Source organism: Exercitatus varius, assembly GCF_029577735.1.
Lineage (GTDB): Bacteria > Pseudomonadota > Gammaproteobacteria > Enterobacterales > Pasteurellaceae > Exercitatus > Exercitatus varius.
The window spans coordinates 41,007-61,874 of the sequence record NZ_JARQTO010000009.1; the positions used below are offsets into that span (position 1 = coordinate 41,007).

General features: G+C 49.1%; 16 protein-coding genes. 11 read left to right on the plus strand and 5 right to left on the minus strand.

Annotation, left to right across the window (positions count from 1 at the left end):
• The first annotated feature begins 92 nt into the window (after window positions 1-92).
• Entirely contained in the window at window positions 93-491 is a 399-nt protein-coding gene (gene cueR / locus P7M01_RS07290) for a Cu(I)-responsive transcriptional regulator (RefSeq protein ID WP_202935789.1), read from the plus strand.
• Between the two features lie 13 nt (window positions 492-504).
• Here cueR and glnD read toward each other — a convergent pair whose 3' ends face one another.
• Window positions 505-3,081, minus strand: a complete 2,577-nt coding sequence (glnD, locus tag P7M01_RS07295; RefSeq protein ID WP_317483428.1) for a bifunctional uridylyltransferase/uridylyl-removing protein GlnD — start codon at window positions 3,079-3,081, stop codon at window positions 505-507.
• A gap of 53 nt (window positions 3,082-3,134) precedes the next feature.
• Window positions 3,135-3,938 (minus strand): type I methionyl aminopeptidase, encoded by an 804-nt coding sequence (gene map / locus P7M01_RS07300; RefSeq protein WP_317475900.1) that lies wholly within the window; start codon window positions 3,936-3,938, stop codon window positions 3,135-3,137.
• 128 nt (window positions 3,939-4,066) lie between these two features.
• Between map and erpA the strand changes: the two genes are divergently transcribed.
• From erpA to mrcB, 3 genes are all read left to right on the plus strand, one after another.
• A complete protein-coding gene (erpA, locus tag P7M01_RS07305) occupies window positions 4,067-4,408 on the plus strand; it encodes an iron-sulfur cluster insertion protein ErpA (RefSeq protein ID WP_202935792.1) in 342 nt (113 codons plus the stop codon).
• A 20-nt stretch (window positions 4,409-4,428) separates the two neighbouring features.
• Window positions 4,429-4,797, plus strand: coding sequence for a YacL family protein (locus tag P7M01_RS07310; RefSeq protein ID WP_202935793.1), 369 nt, complete (start codon window positions 4,429-4,431; stop codon window positions 4,795-4,797).
• Between the two features lie 133 nt (window positions 4,798-4,930).
• A complete protein-coding gene (mrcB, locus tag P7M01_RS07315; protein ID WP_317483429.1) occupies window positions 4,931-7,321 on the plus strand; it encodes a penicillin-binding protein 1B in 2,391 nt (796 codons plus the stop codon).
• A gap of 173 nt (window positions 7,322-7,494) precedes the next feature.
• On the opposite strand, the gene gap is transcribed toward mrcB, so the two are convergent.
• Window positions 7,495-8,514: a type I glyceraldehyde-3-phosphate dehydrogenase gene (gene gap / locus P7M01_RS07320; protein WP_317483430.1), complete on the minus strand. Its 1,020-nt coding sequence runs from the start codon at window positions 8,512-8,514 to the stop codon at window positions 7,495-7,497.
• 275 nt (window positions 8,515-8,789) lie between these two features.
• On the opposite strand from gap, the gene gmk reads away from it, so the two are divergent.
• From gmk to recG, 4 genes are read left to right on the plus strand one after another with little or no spacing between them, the layout of a single operon-like run.
• Window positions 8,790-9,428: a guanylate kinase gene (gene gmk / locus P7M01_RS07325; RefSeq protein ID WP_317483431.1), complete on the plus strand. Its 639-nt coding sequence runs from the start codon at window positions 8,790-8,792 to the stop codon at window positions 9,426-9,428.
• A 56-nt stretch (window positions 9,429-9,484) separates the two neighbouring features.
• Entirely contained in the window at window positions 9,485-9,751 is a 267-nt protein-coding gene (rpoZ, locus tag P7M01_RS07330) for a DNA-directed RNA polymerase subunit omega (RefSeq protein ID WP_202935797.1), read from the plus strand.
• A gap of 47 nt (window positions 9,752-9,798) precedes the next feature.
• Window positions 9,799-11,661 (plus strand): RelA/SpoT family protein, encoded by a 1,863-nt coding sequence (locus P7M01_RS07335; RefSeq protein WP_202935798.1) that lies wholly within the window; start codon window positions 9,799-9,801, stop codon window positions 11,659-11,661.
• A gap of 25 nt (window positions 11,662-11,686) precedes the next feature.
• Window positions 11,687-13,768: an ATP-dependent DNA helicase RecG gene (recG, locus tag P7M01_RS07340; protein WP_317483432.1), complete on the plus strand. Its 2,082-nt coding sequence runs from the start codon at window positions 11,687-11,689 to the stop codon at window positions 13,766-13,768.
• Window positions 13,769-13,868: 100 nt separating this feature from the next.
• Here the strand turns inward: recG and pntB are convergent, their stop codons facing one another.
• Both pntB and pntA read right to left on the minus strand, forming a co-directional pair.
• Window positions 13,869-15,320, minus strand: a complete 1,452-nt coding sequence (gene pntB, locus P7M01_RS07345) for a Re/Si-specific NAD(P)(+) transhydrogenase subunit beta (RefSeq protein ID WP_317483433.1) — start codon at window positions 15,318-15,320, stop codon at window positions 13,869-13,871.
• An 11-nt stretch (window positions 15,321-15,331) separates the two neighbouring features.
• On the minus strand, window positions 15,332-16,864 hold the full coding sequence (gene pntA, locus P7M01_RS07350) for a Re/Si-specific NAD(P)(+) transhydrogenase subunit alpha (RefSeq protein ID WP_317483434.1): 1,533 nt from the start codon (window positions 16,862-16,864) through the stop codon (window positions 15,332-15,334).
• Between the two features lie 340 nt (window positions 16,865-17,204).
• Between pntA and P7M01_RS07355 the strand changes: the two genes are divergently transcribed.
• The 3 genes from P7M01_RS07355 to fhuB are packed head-to-tail and all read left to right on the plus strand — an operon-like array spanning window position 17,205 to window position 20,850.
• A complete protein-coding gene (locus P7M01_RS07355) occupies window positions 17,205-17,969 on the plus strand; it encodes an ABC transporter ATP-binding protein (protein WP_317480315.1) in 765 nt (254 codons plus the stop codon).
• Window positions 17,969-18,886: an iron-siderophore ABC transporter substrate-binding protein gene (locus P7M01_RS07360; protein ID WP_317483435.1), complete on the plus strand. Its 918-nt coding sequence runs from the start codon at window positions 17,969-17,971 to the stop codon at window positions 18,884-18,886. The genes P7M01_RS07355 and P7M01_RS07360 overlap by 1 nt, the downstream gene beginning before the upstream one ends.
• Window positions 18,880-20,850 carry a Fe(3+)-hydroxamate ABC transporter permease FhuB gene (gene fhuB, locus P7M01_RS07365; protein ID WP_317483436.1) on the plus strand — a complete coding sequence of 657 codons (1,971 nt, stop codon included), beginning with the start codon at window positions 18,880-18,882 and terminating at the stop codon, window positions 20,848-20,850. The genes P7M01_RS07360 and fhuB overlap by 7 nt, the downstream gene beginning before the upstream one ends.
• Window positions 20,851-20,868: the final 18 nt, after the last annotated feature.

Here is a 20,868-nt window from a genome sequence, read left to right on the forward strand (position 1 = left end):
CCTCTCTTTTTTCAATGAGCATAAGATAAACCTTGACCTAAGGGAAAAGTCAATATATTTTCTTATTCCCAATCAAACGAGTATAAAAAATCATGAATATTACGGAAATCGCACGAAAAACCCGGCTTACGCCAAAATCCATTCGGTTTTACGAAGAAAAAGGGCTTATCACGCCGCCCGCCCGTGCGGCAAACGGTTATCGGCAATATAATTCGACTCACATTGAAGAGCTGACTCTGCTTCATCAGGCGCGTCAGGTGGGTTTTTCGTTGCCTGTCTGCAAGGAATTGCTGGAATTATACAAAAATCCGCACCGTCGTAGCGCGGATGTGAAAGAACGGACGATGACGCGAATTACGGAAATCGATACGCAGATTCGGCAGTTGCAGTCTATGCGTGAACGGCTGATGAAACTGGCGCAGCAATGTCCGGGAGACGATTCCGAAAATTGCCCGATTATTAATGAGTTATCCTGTCCTCATTGCATTTAAACTGTTGCCGGTCTTAGCGGGCCGGCAAATTTAATCGATTTTTTAACCGCACTTCCAGCTCGTCGCGTTCGTTTTGACTCAACGCCTGATTCTGCAAATTGGTTAACATGAAAAAATCTTCCGCTTTTTCGCCCGTCGTGGTGATTTTGGCATTCAGCAGATTCAAATTCAGTTCACTGAAAATTTGGCTGACCTCCGCCAACAAGCCCGCTTTATCCAACGCTACCAATTCCATTTCCGTATGCGTCTCTTTTTCCGTATTTAAAAAACGCACGTCCGTTTTCACATTAAACGGCTGTAATTTATGATTGCCTAAGGTGCTGAGTTTCGGGGTTTTACCGGAAAGCAACGTCTCGGTAACGGCTTTTTCCAGCTCGCGGCGACGATCGCCTTTCAGTAATGCGCCGTTCAGTTCCGTCACCACAAAAGTATCCAGCACGTAACCGTCTAAACCGGTACTGATTTGCGCACTGTGAATACTGAGTTTTTTGGCGCCGATGGTACTGACGACTTTATGGAAAAGCTGCGGCTGATCCCGACAATACAGGAAAACGGCGGTTCCGCCTTGCGAAAAACGATTGCTGATTTTTACCAGTATTTCCCCGCGGAAATCCGTTAACAACGCGGCGTGCCACGCCAATTCTTTCGGCGTGCTGCGCAGGAAATAGTCGTCCGGACAGCGCGCCCACAGCGGCGCAACATCTTCTAAAAAACCTTGGTTTTGCAAAATCGCCAACGCCCGTCGTTTATTTTCTTCCGCCTGTTCTTCGCTGTCGAGCGGCTGATCCATGCCTTGTTCAAATTGCTGGCGGGTATATTGATAAAGCGTGGCGAACAAGGCGCGCTTCCAATCGTTCCATAAATTGGAATTGGTAGCGCAAATGTCCGCCACGGTTAGACAAATCAACCAATCCAGCCGCACTTTATTTTGCACTTCTTCCGCAAACGCCATCACCACTTCCGGATCATGAATATCGCGCCGTTGCGCGGTAACGGACATTAACAGATGTTTTTTCACCAACCAAGCCATGGTCTCGATTTCCCGCCCGTCGAAACCGTGCAACCCGGCGAAAGACGCAATATCCTGCGCGCCCAGCGCGGCATGATCGCCGCCTCGCCCTTTGGCGATATCATGAAACAAGGCGGTGATATACAGTAAAGTGCGGTCGGAATTTTGCGAGAAAATGGCGGAACAAATGGGATGAATGGCCCGCGTTTTTTCATCCAGAAAACTTTCCAAATGCAACAGCACCCGAATCGTATGCTCGTCTACGGTGTATGCATGAAACAAATCAAACTGCATTAACCCCACAATGGCTTTCCATTGCGGAATATACGCCGTCAGCACGCCGTATTGGTGCATCGGCACCAAAGCGCGGGCGATGGCTTTCGGCTGACTGAACAGACGCAAAAACTTTTCCCGCGCCGCCGCCGATTCGCACAACGGCGTTTGTTGCTGACGCAACGCAATATGCAGCTTACGCAAGGTATCCGAATGAATTTCGGCATGCGGATAAGCGGTTAAATGATAAAATAAATCCAGCATGACTTCGGGCTGTCGCTCAAAAATATCCTGCCGCATCAACAGAATTTCGTTATTTTGTAGCAGAAAATGGCGATCCAAAAAAATCTGCTGAATTTCTCCCGCACTTTTATTCTGCAGGAAATGTTCGCGGTAATGGCGGGTTAAAATATCGCTCAGGCCGGAAATCGTCCTCAACGCCTGAAAGAACATTTTCATCATTTGTTCGACGCCGTGATTGCCTTCTCCCTGAAATCCCAGTAATTCGGCGACTTTGATCTGACGATCAAACAACAAACGGTTATCGTAACGCTTCAAAATAAGATGTAAGGCAAAGCGCACTTTGAACAGGAATTGCTGGCTTTGCTGCAACATGTCGTATTCTTCCGGATAGATAAAGCCCGATTGCAAAATCTCTTCCAGCGTCAGCGTGTTATTGTGGCGCAAAGCGATCCAGTAAATAAAATGCAAATCGCGCAAACCGCCCGGACTGTATTTAATGTCCGGCTCCAGATTATAACTGGTGTTGTGATAACGGGCATAGCGTTCGTTTTTTTCCTGTACTTTCGCGTTGAAAAAGGTTTCGCGATTCCAAAAATCCGGCCGGTTTAAAAGTGCGGTCAATTTTTTGAACGTTTTTTCATCGCCCGTCAATAAACGGCTTTCTAACAAATTGGTGGCGATAGTCAGATCCGCCCGTCCTTCCTCGGCACATTCCGCCAGCGTCCGCACGCTCGCGCCCACATCAAAACCGCAATCCCATAAAAATTGGATAAAACTCGCAATTTTTTGTTCGATCTCCGGCGTATTTTTCTGTTCGCTCAAAATCAGAAAATCCAAATCCGATAACGGAAACATTTCTTTGCGTCCGTAACCGCCCACGGCAACCAGCGAAAGCGCCGTTTGCGCCAATCCGAATTGCCGCCAGAGGCGAATCAATAAATCGTCATAAAATGCCGTACGCCGGCAAATGAGCCGATTCACATCCGTTTGCGGAAAATGATCGAGCTCCGTTTGCTTTAAAGACTGGAGTTGGGATTTGATGTCGTTCGGACAGCATGGATTCATGGGCGTTCACCTGAATATAAAAAGGCGAACCCGCAAGCCCGCCTTAAGCCGTATTACGCATTCACCATAAAACGGGAAATGCGACCTTCTTTTTCTTCTTCTTCGCGAATCGTCATCACTTCGCAACCGTCGTCCGTCACCACAATTTCGTGTTCGTATTGCGCGGAATGGCTACGGTCTTTGGTTTTTACCGTCCAGCCGTCGCCCATCAGACGCACTTCTTTTTTGCCGGCGTTAATCATCGGTTCGATAGTGAACACCATGCCTTTGCGCAAAATCACGCCGCCGTCGTCCGCATAATAATGCAGAACTTGCGGTTCCGCGTGATATACGTCGCCGATGCCGTGGCCGCAATATTCGCGCACTACGCTGAATCCTTCCTTTTCCGCGTATTCCTGAATGGCTTTGCCGATGGAATTCAAACGTGCGCCCGGTTTCACCGCCCGAATGCCCTGATACAGGCATTCCTGCGTCACTTCGCACAAACGTTTATCGCGCGTGCTGGGTTCGCCCACTACGTACATTTTGGAATTGTCGCCGAAATAACCGTCTTTGATCACGGTGACATCGAGATTCAGAATGTCGCCTTTTTTCAGTTTTTTCTCGAAACTCGGAATACCGTGGCACACCACTTCGTTCAAAGAAATGCAGGTTGCATGTTTGAAACCGTGATATCCCACGTTGGCGGGCTTCCCGCCCTGTACTTTTTCGATGTATTCGTGACAAATACGATCCAGCTCACCGGTGGTGACACCTTCTTTAATATGCTCTTCAATCATTACCAGCACGTCAGACGCTAATTTGCAGGCAATGCGAATCTTTTCCAGTTCTTCTTCTGTTCTTAACGGAATAGCCATAATTATCTCCTAAATAGCGCGCGTATCATAGCATTAAACGGGCGGGAGTGAAAATATCCTTGAACGAATCAGTCGGTTATTAGATAATGAGCGAATTAATTTTTTGAGTAGAAAGTAGGAAAGCAATTATGTCAGATATTTCAGTGCCGCTCACCTTTACCGACGCGGCAGCCAATAAAGTAAAAAGTTTAATTACCGACGAAGAAAATCCGGATCTTAAATTACGCGTTTATATTACGGGCGGCGGTTGCAGCGGCTTCCAATACGGTTTCACCTTCGATGAAAAAGTGAACGAAGGCGACCTGACCGTAGAAAATGCCGGCGTGCAGCTGGTGATTGATCCGATGAGTTTGCAATATTTAATCGGCGGCACGGTAGATTACACCGAAGGCCTGGAAGGTTCCCGTTTTGTGGTGCAAAACCCGAATGCCTCCAGCACCTGCGGCTGCGGTTCATCTTTCAGCATCTAACCGGCGACCGGGTACGCGCGATGGATTTCCAATTCACCTCCTTGCACGGCGATATCGTGGCGAAATGTTCCATGGAACACATTGCGCTGGCGAATTGGTTTAACATCGAAGTGCGGTCAAATTCTTCATTAATTTTCACCGCACTTGCGGAAATCGCCAAAGCGCAAAACCATAACGGCGAGCGGGAAAGTTGCCTAATCGGCAAGGAATACAGTCTGTTTATTCGCGCCGACGAAGTGATGGTAAAAGCCAATAATCTCGACATTACGGCCGATCCCGAACAGGAATTGGAGCAAAATTTTCATTATTACGACGCGGAAAGCATCGCTTTTTGCGGCTTGGAAGATTTCGAACATTTTTTACGTTCCTATCAGGACTTTATTCAATAACCAACCCGTCCCGCACAAGCCATAAGCGCCCGTTTAACCCAAAAAGTGCGGTCAAATTTTTACTCGTTTTTCAGAATAATATGCTAGAATCTTTTCGTTTCCGAGAAAAACAAACGTTAAAACGGCATTTAATATGGCAGGCGAACAACGAAATACTTCCTCAAAATCTAACGAAAACGTCAAAAATACGGTACCTTGGACCCAAACCTGGAAAATGACCGCCCTAAAAATCGCATTTACCGGCGCGTCGTTATTTGCGTTTTACGGAATTTATTTAGACGGTCAAATCCGCTCCAAAATGGACGGACAAGTCTGGCGCCTGCCCGCCGAAGTGTACAGCCGGATTCAGAGCATTCGCCTGGCGGATAAATTATCTCTCGAGCAAGTCAAACAACTGTTGCTTGATAACGATTATCGCCAAACCACGCTGGTTGCCGCGCCGGGCGACTTCAAAATCGAAGACAACACCATCGTCCTTTTGCGCCGCGCCTTTCCATTTCCGGAACATCCCGAAGCTCAGCGGGTTTTTCGTCTGCGTTTCAACGATAATCAAAAATTAGCCGTCATTGAAGATTTAATCAATCTGAAAGCGATTGATGAATTTCGCCTGGCGCCTAAACTCATTGCCATGCTGCAATCGGGAGAGGAAAAAGAAGAACGCCTAGCGATACCGCTGCAAAACTATCCTCGTTTATTGATCGACACACTGATTTTAACCGAAGATCGCCGTTTTTATGAACATGGCGGCGTGAGCCCATTGGGTATCGCGCGCGCCATGTATACCAATTTCCGCGCCGGTCACACGGTGCAAGGCGGCAGTACGCTCACTCAGCAGTTAGTCAAAAACCTTTTCCTAACCAACGAACGTTCGCTCAGCCGAAAAATCAACGAAGCCTTTATGGCGGTAATGCTGGATTTACGTTACGACAAAAATACCATTCTCGAAACCTATCTGAACGAAGTCTATCTCGGACAAAACGGCGATTCCCAAGTACACGGTTTCGAGCTGGCAAGTCATTTCTATTTCGGATTACCGGTTCGCGAAATTAATCTGGATCAAATCGCACTTCTGGTAGGCATGGTGAAAGGCCCTTCTTTGTACAATCCTTGGCGTAATCCGAACAACGCTCTCGAACGGCGAAACGTGGTGCTGCGCTTAATGCTGGAACACCAAATGATCGATCAGGAATTGTACGACACGCTCAGCAAACGCCCGCTTGGCGTGCAAGAACGAGGAAAAATTGCGCGAAATTATCCGGCTTTCATCCAAACTATGCAGGCTGAACTGCGTGAAAATTTAGGCGAAAACAGAGAAGGTCGCTTACAGGGCGCGCGGATTTTCAGCACGCTGGATCTGAAACAACAAAGTTACGCCGAACAAACCGTGATTAACGCGACGGCGGAATTACAGTTACGCACCAAAAATCCCGCGCTGCAATCGGCTATGATCATCGCCGATTATAAAAAAGGGGAAATTCGCGCGGTGGTGGGCGGCACCCAAACCAATTACGCGGGCTTTAACCGCGCGACCATGGCGCAACGACAAATCGGCTCGCTGGTAAAACCTTCCGTTTATTTGACCGCACTTACTCAGCCGGAATCATTCCGTTTAAACACGCCGTTGAACAATCGTCCGATTACCATCAACGTGAAAGGCAGTCCGCCCTGGCAACCGCGCAACTATGACAAACATTACGGCGGTTCCGTGCTGATGGTTGACGCATTGGCGCGCTCCCTCAATATTCCGACGGTCAATCTGGGCATGAAAGTCGGTTTGAAGAAAGTCATCGAAACTCAGCAAGCGATGGGCTGGGACAGAGTCAAAATTCCCCGGGTGCCGTCAATGCTGCTCGGCTCATATTCCATTTCGCCTTACGACGTCACGAAACTTTATCAGGTAATTGCCAACAACGGCGGCAAAATCCCGCTTTCCACCATTGAAAGCGTTAACGATCGGCAAGGAAATGTTATTTATCGGCATAATACCGAAGCGGAACAAGTCGTGCCTGCCGAAGCGGCGTTCCAAACCGTTTACGCCATGCAGCAAGCGGTGGAACGCGGCACCGGACGCAGTCTGCAGGAAAATTACGCCGATCTGCATTTGGCGGGAAAAACCGGCACCACAAACGACGCAAGAGATACCTGGTTTGTCGGTATTGACGGCGAAAATGTGACAACGGTTTGGCTGGGTCGCGATGATAACGGCGAAACCAGACTCACCGGCGCCAGCGGCGCATTATATTTGTATAAAGATTATCTAAAACGCACCACGGCAACACCGTTAAAACCGAACAAACCGAATGACATAAAATGGGTGGGAATTAACAGTTACGGCAGTTGGGATTGTTACAGTCCGGTCAGAAATATCCCCGTGTGGGCGAATAAAAATCAGAATTTCTGTAGCGGCGACAGACCGGAAGTGGTCGAAGCGCAACCGGGCGGCGCCGCACCGATTATCGTTCAACCGGCACAACCCGCAGCGCCTCAATATGTCCCGATTGAAGACGCCAAGCCGGCGGGATAATCCGGCGGCTCGGCAAATAATTTAACCGTTGATCCAAAAGTGCGGGCAAATTTAGCCGCATTTTTTATGCTGATAACCGAACGCTTCTTAAACCGATTTCATCATTGCCGTAAAAACAGTCAAAAAAAAGACCGCACTTTCATGCGGTCTTCCGTTTATTCTAACAAAGAGAATTAACCTTTGTAGTTGTAGATATGCGCTACTAAGTCTAATACTTTGTTTGAATAACCGGTTTCGTTATCGTACCAAGATACCAATTTCACGAAAGTATCGGTTAATGCGATACCAGCGTCGGCATCGAATACGGAAGTTAATGCGCAACCGTTGAAGTCCGTAGAAACTACGGCATCTTCAGTGTAACCTAAAACGCCTTTCAATTCGCCGTTGAAAGTTTTACCTTCCGCCGCATCTTTGATCGCCGCTTTAATGGTTTCGTACGAAGCTGGTCTTTCTAAGTTCACGGTTAAGTCAACAACGGAAACGTTTGGTGTAGGAACACGGAACGCCATACCGGTTAATTTACCGTTCAATGCAGGTAATACTTTACCCACGGCTTTTGCCGCACCGGTTGATGACGGGATGATGTTTTGAGCTGCACCGCGGCCGCCGCGCCAGTCTTTCATTGAAGGACCGTCAACGGTTTTTTGTGTTGCCGTTGTTGCGTGAACGGTTGTCATTAAACCGTCTTTGATACCGAAAGTTTCGTGAATAACACGGGCTAACGGCGCTAAACAGTTAGTTGTACAAGATGCGTTGGATACGATGTCCTGGCCTGCGTATGCGTTGAAGTTAACGCCGCGTACGAACATTGGAGTGGCGTCTTTTGAAGGACCGGTCATAACTACTTTTTTCGCACCTGCGGTAATGTGTTTACGAGCGGTTTCGTCCGTTAAGAATAAACCTGTCGCTTCAACTGCGATATCAACACCGATTGCGCCCCAGTTTAAGTTCGCCGGATCACGTTCAGCCGTTACACGGATAGATTTACCGTTAACCACCAAGTTACCGTCTTTCACTTCAACCGAACCATCGAAACGACCGTGAGTTGAATCATATTTCAGCATGTATGCCATGTACTCAACATCGATTAAATCGTTGATACCCACAACTTCGATATCATCACGTTGTTGTGCAGCACGGAATACGATACGACCGATACGACCGAAACCATTGATACCAATTTTAATTGCCATAAGATTTTCACCTTCTTTTCTAAGTTAAACAAAATTATTACAGTCCGATTTACTCATGATTAAGTATCTACCTGTTACTTCGTGATTATAGCACGGTTTCCTTACAGAACAATCCAGACTACGGAAATAACTATAACAGATAAGTATTTCGTGATCTATGTCAAATTTTCCCGTTTCCCCGCACAATTCCAAACGATTCAAAAAACTATGAAAAATTTCACCGCACTTTTGCGTAAAATTTGGCATAATGAAGCAAAAAGAACAGAGGTAAAACCATGGCTCAAGGCAATTTATACATCCTTTCCGCCCCGAGCGGCGCGGGCAAATCGTCACTCATCGCGGCACTGCTGAAAAACGATACGCAAAACTCCATGACGGTGGCCGTTTCCCACACCACGCGCCCACCCCGTCCCGGCGAACAAAACGGCGTGCATTACCATTTTGTGAACGTCGAAGAATTCGAAACTCTGATTGAACAGGACGCCTTTTTGGAATACGCCAAAGTGTTCGGCGGCAACTATTACGGCACCTCCCTGCCGGCAATCGAAAAAAACCTCGCCGCGGGGATTGACGTTTTTCTGGACATCGACTGGCAGGGCGCTCAACAAATTCGCCAAAAAGTGCCGAATGTAAAAAGTATTTTTATTCTTCCGCCTTCTTTGCAGGAACTGGAGCGCCGCCTTATCGGACGCGGTCAGGACAGCGCCGAGGTAATCGCGGATCGCATGTCGAAAGCGGTGGATGAAATATCCCATTACAACGAATACGATTATGTGATCGTAAACGACGATTTTCATCAGGCATTGGCGGATTTAGTCCACATTCTGCGGGCGGAAAAATTAACTCTGGCTTATCAGGAAACACAAAATCGCGCATTAATTCAGGAATTACTGGCAAAACAGACCGCACTTTAGTATGATTAAAAATCCTTTAAAACGAACTTAAAAGAATAAATTTGGAGTAAATAATTATGGCGCGCGTAACAGTGCAAGATGCAGTGGAAAAAATCGGTAACCGTTTTGATTTAATTTTAACCGCAGCCCGTCGAGCAAGACAGTTGCAGTTAAATCAACGCGAACCCTTGGTACCGGAAGACAACGACAAACCGACCGTGATTGCGTTACGGGAAATCGAAAAAGGCTTAATCAACGACGATATTATGGATGCGCAAGAGCGTCAGGACGCGTTATTGCAAAATCAGAGCGAAGAAGCCGCCATTTCTTTATTGACCGCTTAATTCTATTAAAAGTGCGGTCGATTTTTGAATAATTTTAAGGGGGACTTATGGATTTGTTTGAACCTTTAGATCACATTATTCAGGAATATTTGCCCCCCGAGCAAATCGAATTGGTGAAGCGCGCATTCGTGATTGCGCGCGACGCCCACGAAGGACAATTCCGCTCCAGCGGCGAACCGTACATCACACATCCCGTGGCCGTCGCAAGTATTATTGCGCAAATGCGCCTCGATCACGAAGCGGTCATGGCCGCACTGCTTCATGATGTCATCGAAGACACGCCTTATACCGAAGAACAACTTGCCGCGGAATTCGGGCAAAACGTCGCCGAAATCGTGGCCGGCGTATCCAAACTGGACAAACTGAAATTCCGGACGCGCCAGGAAGCGCAGGCGGAAAGTTTCCGTAAAATGATTCTCGCCATGACGAAAGATATTCGCGTGGTGTTAATTAAACTGGCCGACCGCACTCATAATATGCGAACGCTGGGTTCGTTGCGTCCCGATAAACGTCGCCGTATCGCTAAAGAAACCCTGGAAATTTATAGCCCGCTGGCTCATCGTCTCGGTATCGAACATGTGAAAAACGAGCTGGAAGATTTATGCTTTCAGGCGATGCATCCCAAACGTTACGCCGTGTTAACCAAGGTTATCGAAAACACCCGCGGCAACCAGCACGAGCTCATCGAACCGATTCTGGAAGAACTTGAACAACGACTACGCGCCGCCTATATTCCGTCGCGGGTGTACGGTCGCGAAAAGCCGTTGTATTACATTTACAAATCCTTGCGCCAACGCGAACAAAAATTCCGTTCGATTCTGGATATTTACAACTTTCGCGTGGTCGTGACCACCATAGACGATTGCTATCGGGCGCTGGGTTGCATTCACAGTTTCTATAAACCGAGACCGGGCCAAATTAAAGATTACATCGCCGTGCCGAAATCCAACGGTTATCAGGCTTTACATACTTTTACCATCGGTCCGAAGGGCGTGCCGGTTGCAGTGCAAATCCGTACGGAAGAAATGGATCAAATCGCCAAAATGGGCGTGACGGCGCATTGGGTTTACAAACAAGGCGGCAAAAACGACGGTACGACCGCTCAAATTAAAGCACAAAACTGGCTGCAGAATATCATCGATTTACAGCAAAGTGCGGGCAATTCTTTCGAATTTATTGAAAGTGTTAAATCCGATTTGTTCTCTCATGAAATTTATGTTTTTACCCCGAAAGGACGGATTATCGAGCTGCCGGAAGGCGCCACCCCGGTGGATTTTGCCTATGCGGTACACACTGACGTAGGCAATTCCTGTGTGGGCGCCAAAGTGGAACGTGCCGATTATCCGCTGTCTCAGCCGTTGGTTTCGGGACAAACCGTTGAAATTATCACTTCGCCGAACGCCCGACCAAAAGCCGGTTGGTTGAATTTTGTGGTGACGGGACGCGCCAAATCGAAAATCCGTCAAACCTTAAAAACTCATGAAAATCCGACCGCACTTTCCGACAATAAGCTGCCGCTTCATTGCGCCAAATGTTGTCACCCGATTCCGGGCGATCCCGTTGCCGGTTATGAAACGTCGGCCAAAGAAATCACCGTGCACCATCAGCAATGCATCAATTTACGCAAACATACCGACCACCTTGTGCCGGTGTCGCTGGATAACGAACAAAGCGAATTTGAAGCGGAATTACGCATTCAGATGCAAACCCAATCCACTTTGGGCCGTTTAATGAATGCGATTTCTGCGGCACAAAGCACGGTACACAGCATTTGGACCGAAGACGCCGATGAAGAAAGTCTGGCGATTCTGTTAGTCACGGCAAAAGATACGGAACATTTGGCGCGCATTATTCATCTCATTCGTCGCGTATCGGGCGTGACGGGCGTTAAACGCAATATCAACGCTTAACAATTTTCGAAACGGTGCCGAACCGATGACTACGCAATTACTTGATGCCGTTCCGCTTACCACACTGTCCGGCGTGGGTGCGGCGGTTGCCGCCAAATTAAGCCGAATCGGCATCAATAATCTGCAGGATCTATTGTTCCATCTGCCCGCCCGTTACGAAGATCGCACCCACATTACGCCTATCGCCGATGTCCGTCCCGAACAATACGCCACCATCGAAGGCACGGTGCAAACTTGCGAAGTGCAATTCGGACGACGACCGATTCTGACCGTCAGCCTATCCGACGGCAGCTCAAAAATCATGTTGCGCTTTTTCAATTTTAACGCCGGCATGCGCAACGGTTTTCAAATCGGCGCACGGATTAAGGCTTTCGGCGAAATTAAGCGCGGCCGGTTTATGGCGGAAATTCATCATCCCGAATACCAAATCATTCGCGATAATCACCCCATTCAACTGGAAGAAACGCTCACTCCGGTTTACGCCGCCACTGAAGGTTTAAAACAGGCGTCATTGCGGAAATTAACGGATCAGGCACTGGCGTTGCTGGATAAAGTTCAGCTGACGGAAATTTTGCCCGATGAATTTAACCCGCATCCTTTCAGCCTGAAAGAGGCGCTGCGTTTTCTGCACCGTCCGCCGCCGGACGTGTCGCTGGAAACCTTAGAAAAAGGTCAACATCCGGCGCAAGTGCGGTTAATTTTTGAAGAGTTATTGGCGCATAATCTGGCGATGCAGAAAGTCCGGCTTGGTACGCAGCAACATTACGCTTTGCCGCTGGTTCATCAAACGGATTTAAAACAACGCTTTCTGGCGCAACTCCCTTTCCGCCCCACCAACGCGCAGTTACGCGTCACCGCCGATATCGAGCGGGATTTGGCGCAATCGCATCCTATGATGCGTTTGGTCCAGGGCGATGTCGGTTCAGGTAAAACCTTAGTCGCCGCCTTAGCCGCCATCGCCGCTGTCGACAACGGCAAGCAGGTAGCGTTAATGGCGCCGACGGAAATTCTGGCGGAACAGCACGCGGAAAACTTCCGTCGCTGGCTGGAACCTTTTAATCTCCGCGTGGGCTGGCTGGCCGGCAAAGTGAAAGGTAAAGCGCGCCAGGCCGTATTGAGTGAAATTCAACAGGGCGAAGTACAAATGGTGGTCGGCACTCACGCGCTGTTTCAGGAAGAAGTGAAATTCGCCGATCTTGCTTTGGTGATTATCGACGAACAACACCGTTTCGGTGTGCATCAACGTTTAATGTTACGTGAAAAAGGCGAAAATTCGGGCGTTTATCCACACCAGCTGATCATGACCGCCACCCCGATTCCCCGCACCCTGGCAATGACGGTTTACGCCGATTTGGATACTTCCGTTATCGACGAACTGCCGCCGGGACGCACGCCCATCACCACCGTGGTGATGTCGGAAGAGCGCCGCGCGGAAATTGTCGCGCGCGTACACCACGCCTGCGCCCATGAAAAACGTCAGGCTTATTGGGTTTGCACGCTTATCGATGAAAGCGAAGTGCTGGAAGCGCAGGCGGCGGAAGCCACCGCGGAAGATTTGCAAAAAGCGCTACCCCATTTGCGGATCGGATTGGTTCACGGGCGTATGAAGCCCGCCGAAAAACAGGACATTATGGCGCGTTTCAAGGCGGCCGAACTGGATCTGTTAGTCGCCACCACCGTCATTGAAGTGGGAGTGGACGTTCCCAACGCCAGCCTGATGATTATCGAAAACGCCGAGCGGCTCGGTTTGTCGCAGTTGCATCAATTACGCGGACGGGTCGGACGCGGCAGCACCGCATCATTTTGCGTATTAATGTACAAGCCGCCGCTGGGTAAAATTTCCCGAAAGCGATTGCAGGTTTTGCGTGACAGTCAGGACGGTTTCGTGATTTCGGAGAAAGATTTGGAAATCCGCGGCCCGGGCGAAGTGTTGGGAACCAAACAAACCGGTATCGCAGAATTCAGAGTGGCCGATTTAATGCGCGATCGCCGCATGATCCCGACAGTCCAACATTACGCCAAACAGCTTATAGCCAAATACCCGGACACCGCCGAAGCGCTGATCAAACGCTGGTTGAACAACCGCGAAATTTACAGCAACGCCTGACATCCTCCTTGTTCATCCCTTTAAAAAACGATAAAAAAATCGCCCGCACTTTACAGTAATGATCAAAGTACGGGCGAAAAACGTAACGTTTTTTTCTTAATTACAACGCTTTCAAAATGTCATCCACACGTTCTTTGGCATCGCCGAATAACATTTGAGTGTTTTCTTTGAAGAATAACGGATTTTGCACGCCGGCGTAACCTACCGCCATTGACCGTTTGAATACGATCACATTTTGTGCTTTCCATACTTCCAGCACCGGCATACCGGCAATCGGGCTGTTCGGATCGTCCAATGCCGCCGGATTCACCGTGTCATTGGCGCCGATAACCAACACTACGTCGGTATCTTCGAAATCATCGTTGATTTCATCCATTTCCAGCACCACGTCATAAGGCACTTTCGCTTCCGCCAGCAACACATTCATGTGGCCCGGCAAACGTCCCGCAACCGGATGAATACCGAAACGCACGTTCACGCCGCGTTCGCGCAGTTTTTGCGTCATTTCCGCAACCGGATATTGCGCTTGCGCCACCGCCATACCATATCCCGGAGTAATAATGACCGAACCGGCATTTTTCAGCAATTCCGCCACTTCTTCCGCCGTTGTCTCGCGGTGTTCGCCTTGTTCGGCACCGGAAGATGAAACGATATCGTTACCGAATCCGCCGGCAATCACGCTAATGAAGGAACGGTTCATGGCTTTACACATAATGTAAGACAGAATCGCACCGGAAGATCCCACTAACGCACCGGTCACAATCAACAAGTCATTGTTTAACATGAAACCTGCCGCCGCGGCCGCCCAACCGGAATAAGAATTCAACATGGAAACCACCACCGGCATATCGGCGCCGCCGATAGAAGCCACCAAATGCCAGCCAAAAGCAAGAGCAATCGCCGTCATCAATAAAACCGGGAAAATATTTTCCGGATTATTCAAGAATGCCGCCATTAACAACGCAGAAACCACCAACGCCGCTAAATTCAATTTATGGCGATGCGGTAACATCAACGCTTTGGAATTGATTATACCGCGCAATTTTCCGAAAGCCACCACTGAGCCGGTAAAGGTTACCGCCCCGATAAAGATGCCTAAGAACACTTCTACGTTATGAATGTTGTTTAACACCGTCTGTTCCGCGTCAAACGCTTCTCTCGCCGCCTGTTGCGCCGCTTCGCTGACAAACGCCGTGCCGACAGGCGCAACAAATTCCGGCTCCACATGCAGACCAAAACTGTTAAAACCGACCAAAACGGCGGCTAAACCCACAAAACTGTGCAGAATGGCGACTAATTCCGGCATTTCCGTCATTTCAACTTTTAACGCACGATGAATACCGATAACCGCGCCGATGATCATTGCTACAATAATCCAGAACTGACCTTCGGTTTGCGGACCGAAAATCGTTGCAATCAGCGCAATGGTCATCCCAACGATACCATACCAACAACCCGCTTTTGCCGTTTCATGTTTAGAAAGACCCGCCAGGCTCATAATAAACAGCAATGCCGATACAATGTATGCGGCTTGTACTAAACCTACTGACATTATATTTCTCCTTAACCTTTTCTAAACATGGAAAGCATACGTTGAGTGACTTTAAAGCCGCCGAAAATATTGATGCTGGCGACTAAAATCGCGATAAACGCCAGAACGCTGACATAAAAACTGCCCTGCGCGATTTGCAAAACCGCACCGACGATAATAATCCCCGAAATGGCATTGGTTACCGCCATTAACGGCGTATGCAGCGCATGACTGACGTTCCAGACTACGTAATATCCCACCACGCAAGACAACACAAATACCGTAAAATGAGACAAGAATGACGCCGGCGTCACCGCCGCCAACCACAGGAATAGCACAACGATCGCCGCCATAATGCCGTATTTCACACGCGGATTCATCGGTTCTTTTTCTTTCTTCGCCGCCGGTGCCGCCGCCGCTTTTTGTTGCGGCTGGGCGGAAACCTGAATCGGCGGAGCCGGCCAGGTGACTTCGCCGTCGCGAATAACCGTCACGCCACGTAAGACCACATCATCAAAATTAATATCAATCTGACCGTCTTTATTCGGCGCCAGCAATTTCAACAGGTTGACTAAATTGGTACCGTAAAGTTGGGAAGATTGGGTCGGCAGACGGGCCGGAAAATCCGTATAACCGATGACTTTGACCTGATTTTCCGTCACGACCACTTCACCCGCTTTGGTGTATTCGCAGTTACCGCCGGTTAACGCCGCCAAGTCCACAATCACCGAACCCGGTTTCATGGAATCCACCATTTCTTTAGTGATTAAACGCGGAGCCGGTTTGCCCGGAATCGCAGCGGTAGTGATGATAATATCCACTTCTTTCGCTTGTGCCGCATAGAGTTCCATGGCTCGACGGTTAAATTCTTCCGACATCACCTTGGCATAGCCGTCGCCGGAACCGCCTTCTTCTTCAAAATCGATTTCCAAGAAATCGGCGCCCATGGATTTCACCTGCTCTTTCACTTCGGGACGGGAGTCAAAAGCGCGCACGATAGCGCCCAGACTGTTTGCCGCACCGATAGCCGCCAAACCGGCCACGCCCGCACCAATCACCAGCACTTTCGCCGGCGGTACTTTTCCCGCGGCGGTAATTTGTCCGGTAAAGAAACTGCCGAAAGCGTTCGCCGCTTCAATCACGGCGCGATAGCCCGAAATATTTGCCATGGAAGATAAGGCGTCGAGCGCCTGAGCCCGCGAAATACGCGGCACGGCATCCATTGCCAGCACGTTAATTTTTTTCGCCGCTAACTTTTCCATTAATTGCGGATTTTGCGCCGGCCAAATAAAACTGACCAGCGTCGCCCCGTCTTTTATCAGCGCGATTTCCTCTTCCGTCGGGGCATTCACTTTGAAAATAATGTCCGCACTCCAAACATCCTGTTGGGAACCCACGGATGCGCCGGCTGCAGTAAAGGCATTATCTTCAAAACTCGCTTTAAAGCCCGCATCATTTTCGACGATGACATCAAAGCCGAGCTTTTTAATCTGTTCAACGGTTTTTGGCGTTGCCGCCACGCGAGTTTCACCGTTGAGCCGTTCTCTTGGTACACCAATTAGCATAATGTTTCCTTCATTTGGTTGGTGATATTTCATTTAAAGCCGCCCTGCGACCGCTTTAAACCCCTATAAGTCTCAAAACCTAGTCAGGTTTCTCACTTTATCATTAAAAAGAAGAAAAAAGAAAAGTATTTTTGCAGCAAAAAGCAATTAATTTGAAAGCGAAAACCGATTCGGTTTCAATGTAAAAACTCACAAAATTTTGACCGCACTTTTCATCACGGCGCAGATGATTAAACGAATCGGTTTTTGCGAAATTTGATTACGGAATAACTTTAAATGTGAATTATTTTCAATTAGAATAGTCGTCCTTTAAATTCATGGCCGATGATTGAGAGAAATTGTGTTTATCGTTACCGACGTCACCTTTAAAGTTCCCGCACGAACATTGCTGTCGCCGCTTTCCCTGTCTTTCGAACGGGGGAAAGTATACGGCTTAATCGGGCATAACGGTTCCGGCAAATCAACCCTGATTAAATTGCTTGCCAAACAGCATTCCTACTCGTCCGGCTTAATCACTTTTAACGGTAAACCGCTGCCGCAATGGACATCGCGCGAATTTGCCAAACAAGTGGCCTATTTGCCGCAAAATTTACCGCAAGCGACCAATTTAACCGCGCGGGAACTTATCGCCATGGGACGTTACGCCTGGAACGGATTATTCGGTGCCAACAAAAAGAAAGATACGGACGCCATTCACCGTGCGTTGGCACTCACCCGAACGGAAAAATTTGCCGATCAATTGGTGGACACTTTATCTGGCGGCGAACGTTCCCGTATTTGGCTTGCCATGCTGCTCGCCCAACAAAGTCGATTTTTACTGCTGGACGAACCTTTGGCGGCGTTAGACATCGCTCATCAGGTTGATGTAATGGAATTAGTGACAAAATTGGCGCACGAATTGAATTTGGGGATTGTCATCGTTATTCACGACATCAATCTTGCCGCCCGTTATTGCGATCATCTTATTGCGCTGCATAACGGCAAACTACTGGCGCAAGGCAATGCCTTCGATATTGTGAACACCGCAAAACTGCAGGATATTTACGGCATACGCCTGAATGTCATCGCGCATCCCGAAACCCAACGTCCGGTAAGTTTTTATTAATGCGTGCTCCGTTTTACCCATTTCTGCGTTATAAATCGTCAGCTAATCGGCTGATTGCTCTGCTTTTATTATTCGTTTTGCCGTTGCAAGGCGCTTCGGCCCATTTCCGTATCGCCACTCTCGACTGGACGGTTGCCGAAACGCTGATAGCCTTAGGCGAACCGCCCGTTGCCGTAGGAGACGTAAAAAGCTATCGCCAATGGGTGGCGCAACCGCAGTTACCGGCGGACACTTTAGATCTCGGTCTCAGAATGCAACCCAATCCGGAACTGTTAATTCCGCTGTCAAACGCGGATCAGAAAGCTCCGCTGATCTTTATCAATACCGGGTTTTACGCTTCCACCGCGCCCTTGCTGCAACGATTCGCCCAACAGGTTCATCGCGTCGATTTTTACGCCGAAGGCGACGCCTGGCAAAATATCCTAAACGCCAGTAAACAGGTTGCGGACATCATCAATCGCCCGCAAGCCTTCGAACGGCTCATACAGCGTTATCAACAAAAACTCGCCGAAATTCGCCCGCACTTACAGGCTTTCCGCGATCGTCCGCTGGCGTTGGTGCAGTTTATTGACAGCCGCCATTTACGCATTTACGCGCCAAACAGTCCGTTCGGCGCCGTGCTGGCACAGCTCGGTTTACAAAATGCTTGGTCGGGAACGCAAAATAGCTGGGGATTTGAAACCATCGACCTCACGCAATTGGCGAAATTGCCGCAAAACAGTCGTCTTGTGGTGATTAAACCTTATCCCGCCAATATTGAGACGGACTTAAAATACAACACATTGTGGCGGCATTTAACGATAGCGCGCGATCCGCTCATTTTGCCCGCCATCTGGACATTCGGCGGCATTCCGTCGGCGCAGCGGTTTGCCCAAGCCTTGGCAGACGGCTTACAAAACGGAGGCGAAGCATGGTGAAAAATCGTATTGCCGCCTTGATCGCGCCGGGCTTCATTCTGTTTGTCGGATTGGTTATTTTCCTGCTGCAAAGCCAATTACCCGCCGCGGCACATTTCAGCCGATTGTGGTCTGCCGGTGACAATCTCGAGATTTTGTTGGTGCAAAATTATACGTTGCCGCGAATCGTCATGGCCATACTGGCGGGCGGCATTCTCGGTTTCGCCAGTCTGTTGCTGCAACAGGTGACGGCGAACCCGTTAGCGTCGGACAACACGCTTGGGATCAGCAGCGGCGCTCAGTTCGCATTATTTCTCTGCACCATTTTTATGCCGAATCGGTTGGAAGACGGAGCGAACCTCATTGCCGTTTTCGGCGCGGCAATCAGCCTGATATTGGTGTTGACCCTTGCCATGCGGAAATCCTTGTCGCCGCTGTTGCTGATTTTAGCCGGCTTAGTGGTAAATCTGTATTTCGGTGCGTTTTCCTCCATGATGATGTTGTTTTATCCCGAAGAATCCCGCGGTTTGGCGCAATGGGGAGCCGGTTCGCTGGTTCAGGAAAGCTGGCGCGACAGTCTGGCGTTATGTCTACAGGCGATTCCCGCTTTTGCCATTATCGCCTTGCTGATTCGCCCGTTAACCGTTTTGACTCTGAATGACGCCAACGCACAAAGTTTGGGCGTACCGGTGGGTAAATTGCGTTTAATCGGCGTAGCGGTAGCGGCGTTTTTAATCGCCTGTGTGGTATCCGCCGTGGGAATGCTGGGATTTGTCGGCTTAGCGGCCGCCACCATCGTGCGCCAACTCGGCGTGCGCACCTTGAAAGGACAACTCGTCGCTTCATTTATTGTCGGGGCATTATTGCTTTCGATAACGGATATATCCTTGCAATTACTGGCGCAATTTAACGGCGTGAATCTTCCCGCCGGCGCCGTCACCGCACTACTCGGCACGCCGTTGCTGCTTTGGTTAATGTTCCGCGCCTTGCCGCATAGCGGACGTTTGCAGCAACACACAATGAAAAAACACCGCAATTTTTCACCGCACTTTTTAGCGATTATCCTTGCCCTGTCGGCGATTTCCGTTGCCGTCGCGCTCATGTTCGGGCAAAGTTTGCAAGGCTGGCATTGGTTGGATTTAGCCGACCAATGGGATCGCCAAATTTTTGCTTTACGTTATCCGCGCGTACTGATTGCTTTATCAGTCGGTATTTTACTTGCCGTAGCGGGCGTGATTCTACAGCGATTAACCTTAAATCCGATGGCAAGCCCCGAACTGCTGGGCGTTTCGTCGGGGACCACAATGGGCGTGCTGGCGGTGATTTTCCTGTTTTCCGCGCAGCAGACCCAATGGTTCTGGCTGGCGGGCATTCTGGGCGCTTTCATCGCCTTGCTGATTCTGGTCGCCGTCAATCAACGTCAAGGCATGCTACCGGAAAAAGTGTTGCTTACGGGAATCAGCCTGTCCGCTTTGTTGGACACCTTACAGCGATTAGCCGTTGCCAGCGGCGATCCGCGCGTAAATCAGCTGATTTCCTGGACTTCGGGCTCCACTCAAAACATCAATCAGGATTTTGCCCTGATTTTTCTCTGTCTCAGCATTTTGCTGCTAGCGGCAAGTTTAGTCTTTTGCCGCTGGCTGGCACTGCTGGCCTTACAGGCGCCGATGGCTCAGGCGCTTGGGTTGAATTTGCCGCGCACACGTCGAATCCTGATATTTTTTACCGCAATTTTGACCGCACTTGCCACCCTGATTATCGGCCCGTTAACTTTTATCGGCTTATTGGTGCCGCAAATCACCCAACTGTTGGGCGTGAAAAACATATCAAATCAGTTACTCATTTCCGCTTGTTTGGGCGGGCTGATTATGGTGTCGGCGGATTGGTTCGGCCGACAGATTTTGTTCCCCTATGAAGTGCCGGCGGGGCTGGTCGCCACGCTTATCGGCGGAACCTATTTTTTACTGATGGTAAGAAAAATCTAATCGTTAACTTTAGGAAAA

Excerpts from the sequence above, each read along its gene's own strand:
- cueR (WP_202935789.1), top strand. The coding sequence starts at position 93 with ATGAATATTACGGAAATCGCACGAAAAACCCGGCTTACGCCAAAATCC.
- glnD (WP_317483428.1), bottom strand. The coding sequence starts at position 3,081 with ATGAATCCATGCTGTCCGAACGACATCAAATCCCAACTCCAGTCTTTA.
- map (WP_317475900.1), bottom strand. The coding sequence starts at position 3,938 with ATGGCTATTCCGTTAAGAACAGAAGAAGAACTGGAAAAGATTCGCATT.
- erpA (WP_202935792.1), top strand. The coding sequence starts at position 4,067 with ATGTCAGATATTTCAGTGCCGCTCACCTTTACCGACGCGGCAGCCAAT.
- P7M01_RS07310 (WP_202935793.1), top strand. The coding sequence starts at position 4,429 with ATGGATTTCCAATTCACCTCCTTGCACGGCGATATCGTGGCGAAATGT.
- mrcB (WP_317483429.1), top strand. The coding sequence starts at position 4,931 with ATGGCAGGCGAACAACGAAATACTTCCTCAAAATCTAACGAAAACGTC.
- gap (WP_317483430.1), bottom strand. The coding sequence starts at position 8,514 with ATGGCAATTAAAATTGGTATCAATGGTTTCGGTCGTATCGGTCGTATC.
- gmk (WP_317483431.1), top strand. The coding sequence starts at position 8,790 with ATGGCTCAAGGCAATTTATACATCCTTTCCGCCCCGAGCGGCGCGGGC.
- rpoZ (WP_202935797.1), top strand. The coding sequence starts at position 9,485 with ATGGCGCGCGTAACAGTGCAAGATGCAGTGGAAAAAATCGGTAACCGT.
- P7M01_RS07335 (WP_202935798.1), top strand. The coding sequence starts at position 9,799 with ATGGATTTGTTTGAACCTTTAGATCACATTATTCAGGAATATTTGCCC.
- recG (WP_317483432.1), top strand. The coding sequence starts at position 11,687 with ATGACTACGCAATTACTTGATGCCGTTCCGCTTACCACACTGTCCGGC.
- pntB (WP_317483433.1), bottom strand. The coding sequence starts at position 15,320 with ATGTCAGTAGGTTTAGTACAAGCCGCATACATTGTATCGGCATTGCTG.
- pntA (WP_317483434.1), bottom strand. The coding sequence starts at position 16,864 with ATGCTAATTGGTGTACCAAGAGAACGGCTCAACGGTGAAACTCGCGTG.
- P7M01_RS07360 (WP_317483435.1), top strand. The coding sequence starts at position 17,969 with ATGCGTGCTCCGTTTTACCCATTTCTGCGTTATAAATCGTCAGCTAAT.
- fhuB (WP_317483436.1), top strand. The coding sequence starts at position 18,880 with ATGGTGAAAAATCGTATTGCCGCCTTGATCGCGCCGGGCTTCATTCTG.